The 19,676-nt window shown below is 37.7% G+C and carries 10 protein-coding genes; 6 read left to right on the top strand and 4 right to left on the bottom strand.

Translation table 11 applies throughout. The features are described from left to right. Window positions 1–68: 68 nt before the first annotated feature. Window positions 69–713, top strand: a complete 645-nt coding sequence (gene pdxH, locus M0M44_RS21050) for a pyridoxamine 5'-phosphate oxidase (protein ID WP_248727489.1) — start codon at window positions 69–71, stop codon at window positions 711–713. 184 nt (window positions 714–897) lie between these two features. Further along, a complete protein-coding gene (locus M0M44_RS21045; RefSeq protein WP_248727488.1) occupies window positions 898–1,404 on the top strand; it encodes a CAP domain-containing protein in 507 nt (168 codons plus the stop codon). Window positions 1,405–1,520: 116 nt separating this feature from the next. Here M0M44_RS21045 and M0M44_RS21040 read toward each other — a convergent pair whose 3' ends face one another. From M0M44_RS21040 to M0M44_RS21025, 4 genes are all read right to left on the bottom strand, one after another. After that, window positions 1,521–3,464: an OmpA family protein gene (locus tag M0M44_RS21040; protein WP_248727487.1), complete on the bottom strand. Its 1,944-nt coding sequence runs from the start codon at window positions 3,462–3,464 to the stop codon at window positions 1,521–1,523. Between the two features lie 12 nt (window positions 3,465–3,476). Then, on the bottom strand, window positions 3,477–4,394 hold the full coding sequence (locus M0M44_RS21035) for a PorP/SprF family type IX secretion system membrane protein (protein WP_248727486.1): 918 nt from the start codon (window positions 4,392–4,394) through the stop codon (window positions 3,477–3,479). A 137-nt stretch (window positions 4,395–4,531) separates the two neighbouring features. Beyond that, window positions 4,532–14,401: a T9SS type B sorting domain-containing protein gene (locus tag M0M44_RS21030; protein ID WP_248727485.1), complete on the bottom strand. Its 9,870-nt coding sequence runs from the start codon at window positions 14,399–14,401 to the stop codon at window positions 4,532–4,534. Between the two features lie 54 nt (window positions 14,402–14,455). Then, window positions 14,456–15,088, bottom strand: coding sequence for a hypothetical protein (locus M0M44_RS21025; RefSeq protein ID WP_248727484.1), 633 nt, complete (start codon window positions 15,086–15,088; stop codon window positions 14,456–14,458). Between the two features lie 496 nt (window positions 15,089–15,584). Between M0M44_RS21025 and M0M44_RS21020 the strand changes: the two genes are divergently transcribed. Genes M0M44_RS21020 through M0M44_RS21005 form a run of 4 tightly spaced genes read left to right on the top strand, consistent with a single transcriptional unit; the run spans window position 15,585 to window position 19,666 of the window. Next, the gene (locus tag M0M44_RS21020) at window positions 15,585–16,070 is read left to right on the top strand and encodes a SixA phosphatase family protein (RefSeq protein WP_248727483.1); all 486 of its coding nucleotides are present in this window, start codon (window positions 15,585–15,587) and stop codon (window positions 16,068–16,070) included. Window positions 16,071–16,075: 5 nt separating this feature from the next. After that, window positions 16,076–18,154: a polyphosphate kinase 1 gene (ppk1, locus tag M0M44_RS21015; RefSeq protein ID WP_248727482.1), complete on the top strand. Its 2,079-nt coding sequence runs from the start codon at window positions 16,076–16,078 to the stop codon at window positions 18,152–18,154. 34 nt (window positions 18,155–18,188) lie between these two features. Continuing rightward, a complete protein-coding gene (locus tag M0M44_RS21010) occupies window positions 18,189–19,079 on the top strand; it encodes a Ppx/GppA phosphatase family protein (RefSeq protein ID WP_248727481.1) in 891 nt (296 codons plus the stop codon). A gap of 14 nt (window positions 19,080–19,093) precedes the next feature. Beyond that, window positions 19,094–19,666 carry a TMEM175 family protein gene (locus M0M44_RS21005; protein ID WP_248727480.1) on the top strand — a complete coding sequence of 191 codons (573 nt, stop codon included), beginning with the start codon at window positions 19,094–19,096 and terminating at the stop codon, window positions 19,664–19,666. Window positions 19,667–19,676: the final 10 nt, after the last annotated feature.

Here is a 19,676-nt window from a genome sequence, read left to right as displayed (position 1 = left end):
GTCAACTGAAACCTGAAACCTGAAACCTGAAACCTAAATCTAAAGTCAACAATCTAAAATAATAAATCATGAACGATTTAAGTAATTATAGAAAATCTTATGAGAAAAGCGAACTATTAGAGACGACTATTCCCGAAGATCCAATCAATCTTTTTAACCGATGGTTTCATGAGGTTGAAGATTTTGGAGGAAGCGGAGAAGTGAATGCCATGACGGTTTCTACAATTGGATTGGACGGTTTTCCAAAGGCTCGTGTCGTTTTATTGAAGAAATTTTCGGAAGAAGGGTTTATCTTTTACACCAATTACAATTCTGAGAAAGGAAAAGCAATAGAAGCAAACCCAAATGTTTGCTTGTCATTTTTCTGGCAAGAAGCAGAACGTCAGGTAATCATTAAAGGAATTGCTCAGAAAACATCTGAGATTATTTCAGATAATTATTTTGATTCTCGTCCTGATGGAAGCAAGCTTGGAGCGATTGTTTCGAAGCAAAGTGAAGTGATTCCGTCCAGAACTTTTTTAGAAGAAAATTTAAAAAAACTAGAAACTGAATTTGAAGGAAAAGCAATTCCCAGACCCGAAAATTGGGGTGGCTATATTGTGACTCCATTGCAAGTTGAATTTTGGCAGGGAAGACCCAATAGGCTTCATGATAGAATTCGATATACTAGTCAGTCAGATTTTTCTTGGAAGATTGAAAGGTTGTCTTCTTAAAATTAGTTTTACGTAAGAATTTTATATAATAAATTAAAAAATAAATGCATTTCATCGATTAATTTTGCACTTTAACGGTAAATTGAATACGTTTGGTATACAATAATACGAACGAATTTATTCAAAGATAAATTTAAAGGATTTGCCCCAACATTTACTTTAAACCGCTAAAATGCTGATGATTATGAAAAAGATTATGCGCACCATGTTGTTCATTGCGATTCTAGTCGCAATGAACGCATGTTCTGCTGATTCCGCTGAAGCTGGCTTGGAAACTACTACTCCAACAGAAACACTTGTTGCAAACTACACCTACAACGATACCGAAATAGAGACGATGAGATTAATAAACGAATACCGTTTGAGTATTGGTTTAAATTCTCTGGAAAGAATTAATCATATATCTTATAAATGTGAAGAGCATAATAAATATATGATTCAGAATAATGTTGTAGATCATAATGATTTTGTTGCTAGGTCTGCTAACATGACTAATGTATTGGGAGCTAAAAAAGTGGGAGAGAATGTTGCCTACAACTATAAAACTCCAGAGGCCGCTGTAAGAGCTTGGTTGGATAGTCCAGGTCATAAAGAAAATATAGTTGGCGATTATACTCATTTTGGGTTATCTGTAACAACAGATCCAGCTACAGGAAAAAAATATTACACTAACATATTTGTTAAGCTTTAAAAGTATATTGAACAGGTTGGTTTTTTAGAAGTCGTTGTGATTCATAGAATTGCAACGACTTTTTAAATTAAAAAAGCTGCCATACAGGCAGCTTTTTATTTATCTGTTTTTTTAGGTTATAAAGCAGTAATAATAAATTCGCTTCGTCTATTTGCCTGATGTTCCTCTTCGGTACATGGAACATCGTCTGCGCATTTATTTACCAATTCTGTTTCGCCATAGCCTTTTCCTGTTAATCGGTTAGGAGCTATTCCGTTTTTAATGAGCCACTGAACGGTCGATTTGGCTCGGCGGTCAGATAATGCTTCGTTGTACTGGTGCGATGCCCTGCTGTCTGTGTGTGAACGGATATCCAATTTCATAGTTGGATAATCGTTTAAAACAACGAGTATTTTTTCCAAATCAAGCGCCGCTTCTGTTCTAATATTAGATTTATCCAAATCAAAGTAAATCATTTTGATTCCGAAGCATTTTCCTAAATCATCACCGACGGTAACCTTGCAGGTCGCTTTTTCCAGTGCAATCGGCAGGTTGGTCTTGCCGCTTGTTTTGTCTATGGCTATACTTACTTCTTTTGTAGTGAATTCTGGTTTTTCAGCTCTTACATAATACGTTTTCCCGCATTCCACATCAAAGGTGTATACTCCGGAACCGTCTGCAACAGCAGAATTTTTAAGATTCATCTGATCATCATACAGAGTGACTTTTGCTCCTGGAAGCGCAAGCCCCGTTTCAGCATCCGTTATTATTCCGTATAGCTGTTGGATGCATTTGAGTCTTCTAGTTTCTAAGAACCTATAGATGTCATCAGAACCCTGTCCGCCATCTTTGTTGGATGTGAAGAAACCTCTTCTTGTTTCAGGATCAATAATGTACGCAAAATCATCTTTTGGAGAATTGACATCTGCCCCGACATTCTGAATATTGCTTATTTTTCCGCTATTGTCAATATTGGCTACAAAAACATCCAATCCTCCCAGACCCGGATGTCCGTCAGATGCAAAATAAATCTCATTTTCAGAGGTTAGATAGGGATAGGTTTCTTTTCCTTCCGTATTAATCGTGTTTCCGAGATTTTGCGGAGGGCCATAGCCACCATTTGAATTTATAGTTACTTTATACAGATCAGATTCTCCAAAAGATCCTGGCATATCAGAAGCAAAATACAGCGTTTTTTCGTCTGGGCTTAGAGCCGGATGCGCTGTGCTGTAGTTATTGCTGTTGAATGGAAGCTCGGTAATATTAGTCCATTTATTGTCTTTTCCCAGTTCGGCTCTGTAAAGCTTGATTAAAGTGACTTTGCTTTCGTCTTTGCCTTTTTTTCCGTCAATATAGTTGTTTCGGGTAAAATAGACTGTTTTTCCGTCTTTGGTAAAAACAGGAGAAGCTTCGTGAAATTTGGTATTAATAGCCGATTTAAATTTATTCACTTTTGATGCGGTTCCCGTTGCGGGATCCAGATCAGCATTATAAATATTGGTGAAATATTCTCCTGTCCATTTGTGTTTACGCTGTGTAAAATTTCCCGTATCTCGCGCAGACGCAAAATAAATTTTATTATTATAGACAAATGAGCCGTAATCTGAGTATTTGCTATTAATGCCCGCGTCTTCTATCTGGTACCTCCCAGAATTTGCTTTTATCTGGTCCATATAGTTTATGTCTTCTTTGTAAAGTTTTCCTCTGCTGTCATTTTTTGAGACAGCATTGAATTCTTCCAAAAGCTTATTGGCCTTGGCGATATCTCCAGTCGATTTTAAAGATTGGGCATATCTAAAATAGTATTCCGGTTCAGGATTTGGATTCATTGCAAATAATTCGCCGTACCATTTTGCCGCGTTCTGGAAATCTGAATTGAAATAATAGGCATTTCCCAGTTTTTTAAACATGTCTTCAGATTTGTAGCCTTTTGCGGCAACTTTTTCATAGGTCTTTATTGCATCGACATAAGCGTAGCTGTCATATTTTTTGTCCGCAGCATTTATTTTTGTCTGCTGGGCATAACTGCTGAATGAAAAAGCGCCTATAATTGTAACGAAAAGTAGTGTATAGTTTTTCATGATGCCTTATTTTTAAAAGAAGCGAGGAGTTGTCATTTTGCCTTTGTTTGAGAAGAATTCATAACGCAGGAAGATCTCGTGCGAGCCTGAATTGTAATTGTTTAATTTGGTAGTTTCCCGATCGTAGCCATACCCTAAATATAGTCCGTCTGTGATCTGAAATCCAACCATAGCACTTAATGAAGCGCTCCATCTATAGGCCGCACCTATCATAAATTTATCATAGAACATAAAATTCGCAGATAGATCCACTTGCAGCGGTGCCCCTTGAACCATTTTGGTTAAAATGGCGGGTTTAAATTTTATATACTGATATTTGTCCAGATCGAATACGTAGCCCCCAATTAAGTAGTAATTGATTCTGTCTTTATAGATAGCAACATCATTATCGTCGTAACGATTTGTTTCAATAAAGTTTGGAACAGACAAACCAATGTATGCTTTGTCAGAATGCCAGTAGACTCCAGCTCCGACGTTTGGAGAGAATTTACTGTTTAAATCCTGAAATTGAGGGTCGCCCTGGTCTGCAGGATTTAATTTGTTTACATCTAAATTGAAGATGTTTGCCGTTCCCTTGATGCCAAATGATAGCTTGAAATCTGCAGATGTCTGAATTGTATAAGACAGATCGACTGAGATGTTATTTTCATTTGTAGGGCCAATTTTGTCATTGACTAATGAAGCTCCAATACCTAGTCTGCTATTGTTTATTGGCGTATTGATTGAGAAGCTGCTTGTCTCTGGTGCTCCATCAAGACCAACCCATTGGGTGCGGTAAAGGCCAAATACGCTAAATACTCCACGGGAACCTGCATAGGCAGGATTTATGGCTATTGTATTGTACATATACTGTGTGTACTGCGCATCTTGCTGTGCATAACCTGAACATGTAACTAACAGAATGACGAAGAAAAATAATTTTGTTCTCATAGTAGATTTTATTAATTTAATAATTACTATTGACTATTTAAATCATTGTTTTTTAATTAATTGTATTTTAGAATTAATCAAAAAAATATAGATTTTTTAATACGCTGCAAATATTTATTTGCAGCGTATTGTAATTGCTATCTAGATAAATATAAATACCCGTCTAGTTTATGATCTTGAACATTGTTGTTTCCATCTAGAGATTTATACGTGATAATGTAAAAATAGGTTCCAGTTGGTAGTCCGTCAGATTGCTTAACAGTTGTTCTTCCTCTTGAAGTTCCATCAAAAGCATTTGTTTTATTGTTGTAATTTGTAGTTTCAAAAACTAAAATTCCCCAGCGATTATATATTTCGACAGTATTGCCTGGATAACAGGTTAGTTCATCAATATTATCAATTTTGAAGAAATCATTCATGTTATCACCATTAGGAGAGAAAGCATTATGCACCAACACGTTACCACAAGCTAAGACTTTACAGTCATCATTGATTTCCATGTTTAAAACTACGGTTCGCGGACAGTTTTGATCTGCTATTACATATTCAAAAACATAATTGCCTAATGCTAAACCAAACGGATTAAGGATGCCACCCTGTAACGCATTGGTATTGTTTCTATCTTGCCAAACTCCTGTTGTAGGGCTTCCTTCGGGAAGCAGGCTGCTCAAGTTAACCAATGTTGAATCATCGTTACATGCTGTACCTGTAACCTCAATAGCACCATTTGGAATTACTATAATGGTAACGATTGCAGAATCACAATTTTCAGGATTTAGTTTATCACAAATTGTGTAGCTGTAAGTGTAAGTTCCTGCAACTGTTAAACTAGACACATTTACATTTCCAGAACTATCAACGGTAATATTTGGATCTGTTTTAGTAGTGTTTCCTTGGGCAATAAGTGTAAAGTTTACTAAATCTATGGTTATAGGAGTTCTTCCTTTTACGTCGTTACTCAATAGATTGCCTACTAGTCCAAAAGAATTGCATCCTATATTGCTGAATGTATCATCATTAGCAACGATTGGAGAAATCACAGTAACAGTCACTATTGCAGTATCACAGTTTCCAAAATCAGCTTTTTCACAGATTTGATAGGTTAAAGTATAAGTGCCACCAGGTGTATTGGGTGCAACACTTATAGTTCCGTCAGGATTAACAGATATCGAACCTGTTGGATCTGGAATAGTTGTCGTTAATGTGACATCATTTATATTTACTGAACTACTATTTAATGTATCGTTAGTTAAAACATTGCCTACGGTAGTTTGTGTTGGACTTTCTATTATCGGTGCAGGAGTATCATCATTAGCCACTATTGCAAATGTTGGTCTTGCAGTACAATAAGGATCTGCAGGCGGATAATTAATTGTAATAGTCTGACTTGGATTAACAGTGAAAGTTACATTAGTAGTTGGACGTAATTTCTCAAATCCATCTGCTCCTTCAATCCATCTGTTATTTTCAAAAATCCAGCCTGGCCAATCAATTCCTTTTCCTTGCTCGTCTACAACCGCTCCTGGCCACAATACACGACCACTTAATGGTAAATTGTTCATTGTTGTTACGACATTGCTGTTGCTGTCTGCCCAAGCAATGCTTACACCATTTAAAGGAGTGAAGTTTACTGCTGTTACTACATAATCAATATATGGAACATCATTAACACAAATTGAAGTTGCTGTAACGGTCATTATTGGAGCTTCAATTGTAACAGTAACAGTTGCAGTATCACAGTTGTCTGTCTGATCGGCTTCGCAAATTTGATATACCATTGTCAGTGTTCCTACAGGAGCATTTGGTAGTACATCAACAGAACCATCAGGATTTAATTGTAAAAACTCGTTTGGCGTTACAGTTGTAATAATAACATCAGATGCAGTTATGGCATTTCCTTCTAAAGTATCATTTGGCAATACATTTAATACATTAGTTGTAATGTGGTTTACACCTGCAATTGGACCTGCGCTATCGTCATTGGCAACAATATCTTTGTAATCTTTACAGCTTACACCAAAGTCGGCATCTAAATGAACCAAATCCTCTGGAGTTACCGTTACGACATAACCACTGTCTGTTGTTGTTTTACAAACGGTATGCAATTGCATTTTGTTTGTTTTAGCTGCTATGTTTTTAGAAGATATTGAAGGCAGAACTTTTACTAAACCAGTTGCTCCTAAAGCAGCAGCCACGGCATCAAAGTTGGCATCTCTAACCAATTTGATCGTATAGTCTCCGTAAGGATTTGCTGTATCTGGACGATCTCTCCAGAATCCTTCGATACCCACTATAACTTCTTCATGATATCCGTTTGGACCATCGATTATTACATTGGCATTTAACGCATTTCCAAAACCTGCGGCATTTAATTCGCCATTGTTTTGCGGACCAGTATAGCTTCCGTCTCCGTTAAGGTCAATCCATTCCCATTGGCTATAATCAATAGATCCGTTTGAATCTGGAATGTTTTTGGTAACCACTCCATCATTATTAGCGTCATACCATTCATCTTGAATTCCGTTATTGTTAAGATCATACCAAACATAATCTCCAAGAACTGGAAGGTTTGATTTTCCGTATTCAAAGTTATGAACTTGGAAAGCACATTCTTCAAGAGTAGTAAAGAACAAGCTTGAATCGACAGGGTATAGTTGATAGGCACTATTTAAATTAGCATCCTGAACTTGTACCAAATAGCTTCCAGCAGGCATTCCTGTAAAGCTGTACATTCCATCAGCGCCAGTAATACGCATTTGTATTGGACCGGTAGTTGTTCCCTGAGGAATCAATGTCACAGGTACATTTGCAATTGGAGCGTTCGTATTTACATTTATGATTTGTCCAGATATTTTAACTCTATAATTTGGCTCTGTAATCACAACTGTTGCAGTTGCTGTACAAGTTTGGTTCTCACCATTTACTACAGATGTTGCAGTAAGTGTATATGTTCCGGCTGGTAAATTAGTATTTCCAACTACCTCATTATTTTGATTTGTAATAACTACAGTAGCTCCAGGACTGCTAGTAACTGCTATCGAACCGTTGCTTTCTCCTTGACAGCTTACATTGGTAGGTATGCCGCTCACAGAAACTTTATTTTCAACTGTAAAGGTTTGTACCAATTCAGTTTTATTTCCTGCGCAATCTGTTAGTGTATAAGTTCTAGTCAAAATGTAAGATTCTCCATTGCATCCAGTTGCTCCATTGTTAGTATCGTTTACAGTAATATTTACCGTTCCACCACAGTTATCAGTCGCATCTTTTATGTCTTCTGGGCTTCCTGCTGGAATGTCTGCAGCATTTTGCAGATTAGCAACATCTGCTGGTGCAGTGCCTGTTGGAGGTGTTGTATCTCTTACCGTAATAATTTGGGTATAAGAAATTGAATTCCCTCCACAATCACTTGTTGACCAGTTGCGAGTTAAGGTATATTCTGTACCGCATTCGTTTTTAATATCGCTTTTAGTTTCACTAAAAACAATTGGCAAGTCTCCGTTGCAATTATCAGAAGCTTGCATGTTGTATGGCTCTGGAACCGCATCACAAGAAACCGTAATATCTGAAGGCAATTCGCCAACGAAAGCTGGTTTCATGGTATCCTGAATTGTAATTATCTGAGTGAAAGTTTCAGAAGTATTTCCACAGTCGTCTTTTACAGTCCAAGTGTTGGTGTAAGTTCCTGCATTTGAACAATTTTCTGAAGCTACAAACTGTCCGCTTACTTTAGTAATATTAGACACATCAGTATCGCATAAGTCAGAAGCTATCGGGAACTGAGCCTGAGCAGCAGCAAGCCCTTCAGTGTCACTGCACTCTAAAGTTGCATTTAAAGCACCAGCTTGAGTAGTCCATGTCGGAGCAGTTGTATCTTGAATTGTAATTATCTGAGTGAAAGTTTCAGAAGTATTTCCACAGTCATCTTTTACAGTCCAAGTATTGGTGTAAGTTCCTGCATTTCCGCATCCTTCAGAAGCTACAAACTGTCCGCTTACTTTAATGATGTTAGACACATCAGTATCGCATAAGTCAGAAGCTGTTGGGAATAAAGATTGCGCATTTGCTAAAGCCTGTTCGTCACTGCATTCTATAGTTTTGTCTAAAGATCCAGCTTGAGTAGTCCATGTTGGCGCAGTTGTATCCTGAATTGTAATTATCTGAGTGAAAGTTTCAGAAGTATTTCCACAGTCATCTTTTACAGTCCAAGTGTTGGTGTAAGTTCCTGCATTTCCGCATCCTTCAGAAGCTACGAACTGTCCGCTTACTTTAATGATGTTAGACACATCAGTATCGCATAAGTCAGAAGCTGTTGGGAATAAAGATTGCGCATTTGCTAAAGCCTGTTCGTCACTGCATTCTATAGTTTTGTCTAAAGATCCAGCTTGAGTAGTCCATGTTGGCGCAGAATTGTCTTGCACTATAATGGTTTGGCTTACAGGTAGTGAAACATTTCCACAAGCATCTTTTGCAGTCCATGTTCTTGTTTTTGTATAAGTTCCAGCACAATTTCCTTCTGTAGTAGTGTCTTCATAAGTTAATGAAGAGATCGTTCCATTGTCGTCAGTTGCTGTTGCTTGTGCAAAAACTGGTTCTGCTGGACAATTGATAGTAGAAACTGCAGGTAGTGGATCTATAACAGGTATAACGGAATCTCCATCGATAATAATTGCAGTTTTTACGATGGTACATAAGTTGGCATCTGTAACCGTAACATTATAAGTTCCGGCTTTAAGTCCTATAGCTGTAGCATCTGTCTGAACAGGATTAGTATCCCAAGAGTAAGTATAAGGGCTTGTTCCTCCAGATGGAATAACAGTTGCTGAACCTGTTGCTCCGCCACCACAAGCTACATTAACTTGCGTTGTTGTTGCGCTTAAAAGAGCTTGAGGCTGACCAATTGTTATTTCGCATTTTGTACTATATCCTAATTTGTCAGTAACTGTTACAGAATGTAAACCTGCTGTTAAAGCAACTGCTTGTGCAGTTGTTTCGCCATTATCCCAAAGGTAGGTATACTCTCCATTGCCGCCCACAGCTGTTACCGTAGCTTTACCAGTATTCCCTCCATAACATTTTACAGTTGCATCCTGCGCTATACTGCAAGAAAGAACATTTGGTTCAGTAATTACAATGCTGCACTCTGTAGTACATCCGTTTGCATCCGTAACTTTTACGCTATGCGTTCCTGCATTTAGAGCTACTGCTTTGGGTGTATTTTCGCCATTATCCCATAAGTAAGTGTAAGTAGGAGTGCCTCCAATTGGAGATACAGTTGCCTCACCATTGCTTAAACCATTTGAAGTTACTGGTTTATTTTGTACAACAGAGCATGATAAAGCAGTACCTGGCTGTGTAATAGTTATAGAAAGTGGCGCGGCAGCACATCCGTTTGCGTCTTTCACGGTTACGGTATAAGTTCCCGTAATAAGTGCAGTTCTGTCTTCAGGATCATTGGTTCCCGCAAGATCGGCCCAGTCGTAAGTGTAAGGCGCTACGCCTCCAGAAGCTGTTATGTTAATGGCTCCAGTTGAGGCTCCGAAACATAATACGTCAGTTTGGGAAGTTTTAGCAGATGCTACTGCTGAAGCAGGCTGTGTTATGGTTACAGAAAGCGGCGCTGCAGAACATCCGTTTGCATCTTTCACGGTTACGGTGTAAGTTCCTGCAGGCAATGCTGTTCTGTCTTCAGGATCATTGGTTCCCGCAAGATCAGCCCAGTCGTAAGTGTACGGCGCTACACCTCCAGAAGCTGTTATGTTGATGGCTCCAGTTGAAGCGCCAAAGCATAATACATCAGTCTGGGAAGTTTTAGCAGATGCTACTGCAGAAGCAGGCTGTGTTATGGTTACAGAAAGCGGTGCGGCAGAACATCCGTTTACATCTTTTATGGTTACAGTATACGTTCCCGCAATAAGTCCAGTTCTGTCTTCAGGATCATTGGTTCCCGCCAGATCAGCCCAGTCGTAAGTGTAAGGAGCGACACCTCCAGAAGCTGTTATGTTGATTGCTCCTGTTGAAGCGCCAAAGCATAATACGTCAGTTTGGGAAGTTTTAGCTACAGCCACTGCAGATGCAGGCTGTGTTATGGTTACAGAAAGCGGTGCGGCGGAACATCCGTTTGCATCTTTCACGGTTACGGTGTAAGTTCCTGCAGGCAGTGCTGTTCTGTCTTCAGGATCATTGGTTCCCGCCAGATCAGCCCAGTCGTAAGTGTACGGCGCTACACCTCCAGAAGCTGTTATGTTGATGGCTCCTGTTGAAGCGCCAAAGCATAATACGTCAGTTTGGGAAGTTTTAGCAACAGCTACTGCAGAAGCAGGCTGTGTAATTGTAACGGCAAGAGGCGCGGCAGAACATCCATTTGCATCTTTTACTGTTACGGTGTAAGTTCCCGCAATAAGTGCAGTTCTGTCTTCAGGATCATTGGTTCCCGCCAGATCAGCCCAGTCGTAAGTGTAAGGAGCGACACCTCCAGAAGCTGTTATGTTGATTGCTCCTGTTGAAGCGCCAAAGCATAATACGTCAGTTTGGGAAGTTTTAGCTACAGCCACTGCAGATGCAGGCTGTGTTATGGTTACAGAAAGCGGTGCGGCAGAACATCCGTTTGCATCTTTCACGGTTACGGTGTAAGTTCCTGCAGGCAGTGCTGTTCTGTCTTCAGGATCATTGGTTCCTGCAAGATCAGCCCAGTCGTAAGTGTAAGGCGCTACACCTCCAGAAGCTGTTATGTTGATGGCTCCTGTTGAAGCGCCAAAGCATAATACGTCAGTTTGGGAAGTTTTAGCAACAGCTACTGCAGAAGCAGGCTGTGTAATTGTAACGGCAAGAGGCGCTGCAGAACATCCGTTTGCATCTTTTACGGTTACGGTGTAAGTTCCCGCAATAAGTGCAGTTCTGTCTTCAGGATCATTGGTTCCCGCCAGATCGGCCCAGTCGTAAGAGTAAGGCGCTACGCCTCCAGAAGCTGTTATGTTGATGGCTCCTGTTGAAGCGCCAAAGCATAATACGTCAGTTTGGGAAGTTTTAGCAACAGCTACTGCAGAAGCAGGCTGTGTAATTGTAACGGCAAGAGGCGCTTCAGAACATCCGTTTGCATCTTTTACGGTTACGGTGTAAGTTCCCGCAATAAGTGCAGTTCTGTCTTCAGGATCATTGGTTCCCGCAAGATCGGCCCAGTCGTACGTGTAAGGCGCTAGGCCTCCAGAAGCTGTTATGTTGATTGCGCCTGTTGAAGCGCCAAAGCATAATACGTCAGTTTGGGAAGTTTTAGCAACAGCTACTGCTGAAGCAGGCTGTGTAATTGTAACGGCAAGAGGCGCGGCAGAACATCCGTTTGCATCCTTTACGGTTACGGTGTAAGTTCCTGCAGGAAGTGCTGTTCTGTCTTCAGGATCATTGGTTCCTGCAAGATCAGCCCAGTCGTAAGTGTAAGGCGCTACACCTCCAGAAGCTGTTATGTTGATGGCTCCTGTTGAAGCGCCAAAGCATAATACGTCAGTTTGGGAAGTTTTAGCAACAGCTACTGCAGAAGCAGGCTGTGTTATGGTTACAGAAAGCGGTGCGGCAGCACATCCGTTTGCATCTTTTACGGTTACGGTGTAAGTTCCTGCAGGAAGTGCTGTTCTGTCTTCTGGATCATTGGCTCCCACAAGATCAGCCCAGTCGTAAGTATAAGGCGCTACACCTCCAGAAGCTGTTATGTTTATTGCTCCTGTTGAAGCGCCAAAGCATAATACATCAGTTTGGGAAGTTTTAGCAGAGGCTACAGCATAAGCAGGCTGTGTTATGGTTACAGAAAGCGGTGTGGCAGCACATCCGTTTGCATCTTTCACGGTTACGGTGTAAGTTCCTGCAGGCAATGCTGTTCTATCTTCAGGATCATTGGTTCCCGCAAGATCAGCCCAGTCGTACGTGTAAGGGGCTACACCTCCAGAAGCTGTTATGTTGATGGCTCCCGTTGAAGCGCCAAAGCATAATACATCAGTCTGGGAAGTTTTAGCAGATGCTACTGCTGAACCTGATTGTGTGATTGTCACGACAAGAGGGGCAGAGGTACATCCTTTAGAATCTTTTACGGTTACGGTGTAAGTTCCTGCAATAAGTCCAGTTCTGTCTTCAGGATCAGTGGTTCCTGTAAGATCAGTCCAGTCGTAAGTATACGGTCCCACACCTCCAGAAGCTGTTATGTTGATGGCTCCGGTTGAGGCTCCGAAACATAATACATCCGTTTGAGACGTTTTGGCAACGGTTACTGCCGCGGCAGGTTGTGTAATTACAACGCCATTAATATTTGCAGAACAGCCATTTGCATCGACAACTTTGATATTATAAGTTCCAGCAGTTAAACTCTGTAAAGTATTTACTGTTGTTTCTCCGTTGATGTAATACTTAAACGGACCAGTTCCGTTTGTTACATTAATCTGAATTTTACCATCATTACCGCCAAAACAAGTAACATTGCTTGTTGTTCCTAGTGCAACAGTGTAGAATGGAGGTAAAACGATGTTAGAAGTTACAAAATCTCGATTGGCATACCACCATGTATTTATGGTATTTAAATTTCCATATTGAGGCGAACCATTATTATTGTCGTTAAACCCATTCCATCTATGGCAATTACTTGGAGGAGTACCGTTTGGTGTACAGCCAGTAAGATTTACTTTGGCGTCAAAAGTACCTCCAGTATACGTAATATTGCTGTCGTCCCAGTAGAATTTTAAAACATATCCAGATGGAGCTGCAGGTCTAACGGTTGTACAGGAGAAACCATATTGATTTTCTTCTACATCATATATCGGAAAATGGAAAGCAGCTTGTCCAAAAGTAACTACTATTGGTATCGAAGTTCCTTGTGCTATGGTATTTCCTAAACCATCTTTTCCATTCCAAGGAACACTTACGGCATAAGGAGGAGCTCCCGATGCTGTAACAGTTTGGGTAGTTAGTACATCTTTTGTGCCTGGAGTATAAATTCCATCTCCACCGTTAAAGTCAAGAAGTATTTCGATAGTTCCGCTTTTAAAAACACTAATGTTTATATTACTTTCACCAATACCACAATTGGTAATTCCGTTAATTTGTATGTTACCGTTATAGGTTCCATTTTTCCATATATTAATATCAGGATCATTTAAGAAGACCTCATATTTTGGACTCATTTGTGTAGCATTCGGTGCGTTATAAATACTTTTTTGATCATTAGCAGCATTTCCTGAATTTCCTGGACCTGTATTATTAAAAGCCACATTAAAATACCAAGGTCTGAAACCAGCACCATTAAAATTGATTTTATTTACAAAACCGTTTTGAGTAACGGCTCCAGTTGTAGAACCATTATCAGGAGCAAAAACATAAAAGGCACCATTAAAATCGGTCTCAACATCATCCATTGCAAAAGCCCAGCGTTTTGAATAAATACGCCCTGGAATTGAATTGTTTGAAGTATTGGCAACTGTAATGTCGTAATAGTTATAGTAGATTTCAGTACTGCTACCATCAGTTGTGCTCTCAAATTCGATATAGTAATCACCGGCAGGCATGCCATTTGGATTAAAAACTATAGGAGTATATCCAGCAGAAGTAACTCCGTCTATACCATTTGGACCATTTTGCGCTCTGGTAAGTCTTTGGGCTTCAGTACCTGTTATGTTCGATGAGCTGCCATCCAAGTTGTAGTTTGCAAATGCTACGCTTCCATCGGGTCTCATGATTCTAAATCTAGAAGTAATTTCGGTACCAGTTGGACTTGATCTTCTAGCTCTGCTAAAACCTAAATATACTTTTTCGCTATTTGGGTTTTGAATTCGAATATACAATCGCTGTGCGTCTGTCGAACCATATCTGCCAAAACTTCCATAAGTGCTATTGTTTATCGCAAGCGAAGCCCTATGATTAGTGTCAGGAGTTGTTTGTTTGCTTCCTTCTCCGCCATAAACATTAAGAAACAAAATGCTTAATAGAAAACTTAGGAGGATTTTTATTCTTTTTTCGAAAGTAAAGTTTTTCATATTAAAAAGTTTAATATTGATATCATATTTTAACTAACTGAAAACGATTTATACCTACATAGAGTAGTAAAAAGCACTTACTGTTTTGGGAGTTGTGTTGTTTTTTAGGTCTAATGATGGCACAGTAAATCCAATACCTTTTGTCTTTTTTGGAGGAATATAGGTATGAACAACAGTTTGGCTTTTACTGTCAGGACAAGTGGTAGAAGTGACTGTGACCGAAGTGCCGTTCCATTGATCTAGGTTAGAAATATCAGCCAAACTTAGTTTTACATAAAACTCAGCAGTTTCTCCTGGAGAAAGTGTAAGTGTTTTATTCAGGGGAGCATAATTTTTGCTCTCCAGCCTATTGTTCATTAAAACATTGCTTTTTGTGGTACTGCCATCAGGGTTTTCTGGAAAATTTGAAAAGTTCTCAGCAGACAGCTGATAAGTATCTGTATTGCTTCCAGTATTTTTAACTTGTAGTAAAAACGAAACTTCAAAACCATTGTACTTTTGATAATTCTCTCCGTCAATAGTTATTTCAGAATTACACGAACCAGATTGCGAAAACGCAATTGAAGTAATTAATAAGCAAAGCAGATTAAAAATGTTTTTGCTAAAGATATTTTTCTTCGAGAAAAAAATAAACTTACAATTGCTTACAAATTTTACTGCTTTTTCAAGAGTAGATTTTGTTTTCATAACTTAAGATTTAGTTTTAAAGTATTTATGAAATTTTAACAGAATCAAAGTTATATTAGAGTTTTTCTAATATTATTTTTTTATCTATAACTAACCTAAAAACTCGTTGAAGTGTTGTTTTTTTATCAAAAATTGACTCAAAAACACTTTTTTTTAACTCTAAAAAGTGAAATTTTTTCGTACATTTTTTTGCTTTATTAGCTAGAATTGGTTTGTTTGAAATAATATAAATAACTAATAATCAAATATTTAGTTAAAATTTTACGAACTGTCACATTATCGACTAAATACTAATTTTATAGATGAAGTACATAAAATGCAATTTTTATTTTTCTATGATTTTATAGATGTTAACATTTTACGAATTGTTTATTCCTGTTAAAATTTCGTTATAATGTTAACAGAAATAAAAAAAGGAGAAGGTTTAAAATTTCTTTTGTAAATTAGAACTTAATTAAAAATGGCCTGCAATTCAGGTTTTTAAATTCTGCTGTTTATGAAAAATCTTATTTTAATTCGTCATGCCAAATCTAGCTGGGAAGCACCATTAAAAGATTTTGACCGTCCGTTAATGAAAAGGGGGATTTTAGATGCGCATGATGTTTCATTAAATATTTCAGAGTATCTTCCTAAAACATATATAATGTGGAGCAGTACAGCTGCGAGAGCCTCAGAAACTGCTTTAATTTTTGCGCAAAACATATCTTATCCTTTAGAAAGCATTGTTTTTAGAGATGATTTATACACTTTCGATGAAAAACAACTCGAAAAAGTTATTAAATCGTGTGATAATAGTTTTGAAAGCGTTATTCTTTTCGGACATAACGAGGCTATTACAAATTTTGTTAATAAATTTGGGGATGTTTTTATAGAGAATGTTCCAACTTCTGGCTTTGTATCATTACAATTTGATGCAAACAGCTGGGATACGATCCATAAGGGCAAAACACATAAAACTATTTTCCCCAAAGATTTAAAATAATAACAGTGTACGAACAGAAATATATCGATAGAGAAAAAAGCTGGTTAGCGTTTAATGCAAGAGTGCTTCAGGAAGCAGCAGACAATACAGTGCCACTTTTAGACAGACTGCGTTTTGTTGGAATTTTTTCAAACAATTTAGACGAATTTTTTAGAGTTCGATATGCAGCTATTAGGCGATTAAGCCTCTCAGGTATTTCTGGCGAAAAATATTTAGGCGGTATTTCTGCTCATCAATTAATTAAAGATATTACCGAAATCGTAATTCAGCAACAATCTGAAAGTTTGCGTATTCTCGGCAATATTGAAGCCGAGCTTGAGTCTGAGAATATTTTTATTATAAATGAAACACAGATTACGCCAAAACAAGAGTGTTTCTTAAAAGACTTTTATAACCAAAAATTAAGCCCAGAGTTAGTAACCATTATTTTAAATGATCTAGCCGTTTTTCCAATTCTTAAAGATACTTTAGGCTATCTGGCTGTTCGTTTAGAATTGGCAAATGATGAGGTTCGTTATGCTTTAATAGAAATTCCAAAAACCATCAACAGGTTTGTTGTACTTCCTTCTGAAGACGAAAAGCAATATGTTATTTTAATTGATGATGTTATTCGTTTCAAACTGAAAAACATCTTTAATATATTTGATTATAAGAGTGTTTCTGCCCACATGATCAAAATTACCCGCGACGCACAATTAGATATAGATAGTGATTTGAGTAAAAGTATGCTTGAAAAAATCGCTTCTTCTGTAAAAGACCGTCGTATTGGAGAGCCTGTTCGTTTTATTTATGATAATTTAATTGAAGAAGATACGCTCCAGTTTTTCTTAGATAAAATGAAAATTGTAGAAACAGATAGTATAATTCCGGGAGGAAGATACCATAATCGTCGCGATTACATGAGTTTTCCAAACCTTGGCAGATACGATTTATTATACAAACCAAATGAACCTATGCCAGTTCCAGGTTTAAGTTTAGAAGGTAGTATTTTAGAAAAAATCAGTAAAAAAGACTATTTAGTTCATGCACCCTATCAGTCGTTTTCTTATTTAACCAAATTTTTGCGTGAAGCTGCTTTAGATCCGAAAGTTACAAGCATCAAAATAACCTTGTATCGTTTAGCTAAAAATTCTCAAGTAATTAGCTCTTTAATAAATGCTGCTAAAAATGGCAAAAGAGTAGTAGTGCAAATAGAACTTCAGGCACGTTTTGATGAAGCTTCCAATATCTCTTATGCAGAACAAATGCAGACAGAAGGAATTGAACTTATTTTTGGGATTAAAGGATTAAAAGTTCATAGTAAAATTTGTGTAATCGAAAGATTAGAAGAAGGTAAAAATCGTCGTTACGGATTCATTTCAACTGGAAATTTTAACGAGTCAACAGCAAAAATTTATACCGATGTAACATTGCTTACATGCCATCAGGGAATTCTAAAAGATATATCTAAAATATTTGAGTTTTTCGACATCAATTATAGAGTTCATAGATACAAGCATTTAATAGTATCGCCTCATTACACAAGAACTAAATTTATAAAACTGATCGATCGTGAAATTCTGCATGCCCTTGCAGGTAGAAAAACACATATAAAATTAAAAATGAATAGTTTATCCGATTTTAAAATGATCGATAAATTATACGAAGCAAGTAATGCGGGAGTAAAAATCCAGCTTCAAGTAAGAGGAATTTGCTCTTTAATTCCAGGAATTCCAGGAATGAGCGAAAACATTGAAGCAATAAGTATTGTAGACAATTACTTAGAGCATTCGAGAGTTTACATTTTTGGAAATGCAGGTTTGACCGAAGTATACATTTCGTCTGCCGATTTTATGACTAGAAATCTTGACGGAAGAGTAGAGGTCACCTGTCCAATTTATGACCTAGAAATTAAGAAAGAATTGATCGATAACTTCAATATTGCGTGGAAAGGAAACGTAAAAGTAAGATATCATTCATACAAATTAGATAATAAATATAAGCCTAAAAACCATCATGCCCCATTTAGAGCACAATTTGAAACCTATAAATATTATCAGAATAAAGTAGCAATATTAGAAGAGGTTCCTCAAAAAGTAAATTAATAATAAATACCAATTTTTAAATCATAAAGTGAGCATGATTAATATTAGGAAGTTTGCAGCGATAGATATCGGTTCGAATGCCATGAGGCTTTTGATCGCTAACGTTGTGGAACAAGAAGGCAAAGAACCGCAGTTTAACAAAAGTTCACTTGTTCGTGTGCCAATTCGTTTAGGACAAGATGCCTTTACAGTTGGAGAAATTTCACCAGAAAATATTGAGCGAATGGTTGATGCTATGAAAGCATTCAATCTTTTGATGAAAGTACATAAGGTAGAGCGTTATATGGCATTTGCAACTTCTGCAATGCGCGAAGCTTATAATGCAAAAGAAGTCGTGGCTTTAATTAAGAAAAAAGCCGACATAAAAATCGAGATTATTGATGGTAAAAAAGAAGCGGCAATTATTGCTTCGACAGATTTGCATCATTTAATCAAATCGGACGAAACTTATCTTTTTGTGGATGTTGGAGGCGGAAGTACCGAGTTTACGTTATTCTCGGACGGAAAAATGATTACTTCAAGATCTTTCAAAGCAGGAACGGTTCGTTTATTAAATAACATGGTTCATGATGTGGTTTGGGATGAAATAGAAAAATGGATTAAAACCAACACAGCCGATTACGATGAAGTAACGCTGATAGGTTCTGGAGGAAACATCAATAAGTTGTTTAAAATGTCTGGGAAACAGCAGGAAAAACCGCTTTCGTATATTTATGTTAACTCCCAATATGCATTTTTAAATTCGCTGACATACGAACAAAGAATTGCCGAATTAGGTCTGAATTCCGACCGTGCCGACGTAATTATCCATGCCACTAGAATTTATCTAAATGCAATGAAATGGAGTGGTGCACGCCAGATTTATGTTCCTAAAATCGGACTTTCTGATGGTATCGTAAAAGCAATGTACTACGGTAAAATTTAATACTATTTTTTTTAATGAATAAAGGCAGACTAGAAGCTTTTAGTGATGGTGTTTTGGCAATCATTATTACGATCATGATTTTGGAGATTAAAGCGCCAGAAGGACATCAATTTGCAGATTTAAAACCGCTTATCCCTAAGTTTTTAAGCTATATTTTGAGTTTTATTTATGTTGGAATATATTGGAATAATCACCATTATTTGCTTCATAGTTTATCACGAGTAAACGGAAAAGTATTGTGGAGTAATCTGCACTTTTTGTTTTGGCTCTCTTTAATTCCTGTTTCTACCGCTTGGATGGGAGAACATAATTTTGAAAAGGCTGCAATGACAATGTATGGAGTTGTACTGCTTCTTTCTGCAATATCTTATATTATTCTGCAATATACTATAATGTGTGCCGAAGGGGCTAATTCAGCTTTAAGAAAAGCACTTAACAAAGATTATAAGGGCAAAATTTCCTTAGTTTTATACGTTATCGGAATTGTTACGGCATTCTTTAACCAGTGGGTTTCTGGAGCAGCTTATTTTACAGTTGCAATGTTATGGCTTATTCCAGACAAAAGAATTGGCAGGATTTTTTCTTAAAATGAATAGT

The sequence above is a fragment of the Flavobacterium humidisoli genome (assembly GCF_023272795.1).
In the GTDB taxonomy this organism is placed as follows: Bacteria; Bacteroidota; Bacteroidia; order Flavobacteriales; family Flavobacteriaceae; genus Flavobacterium; species Flavobacterium humidisoli.
The sequence above is the reverse complement of the archived record's forward strand: the minus strand, read 5'-3'. Positions and strand labels throughout refer to the sequence as shown.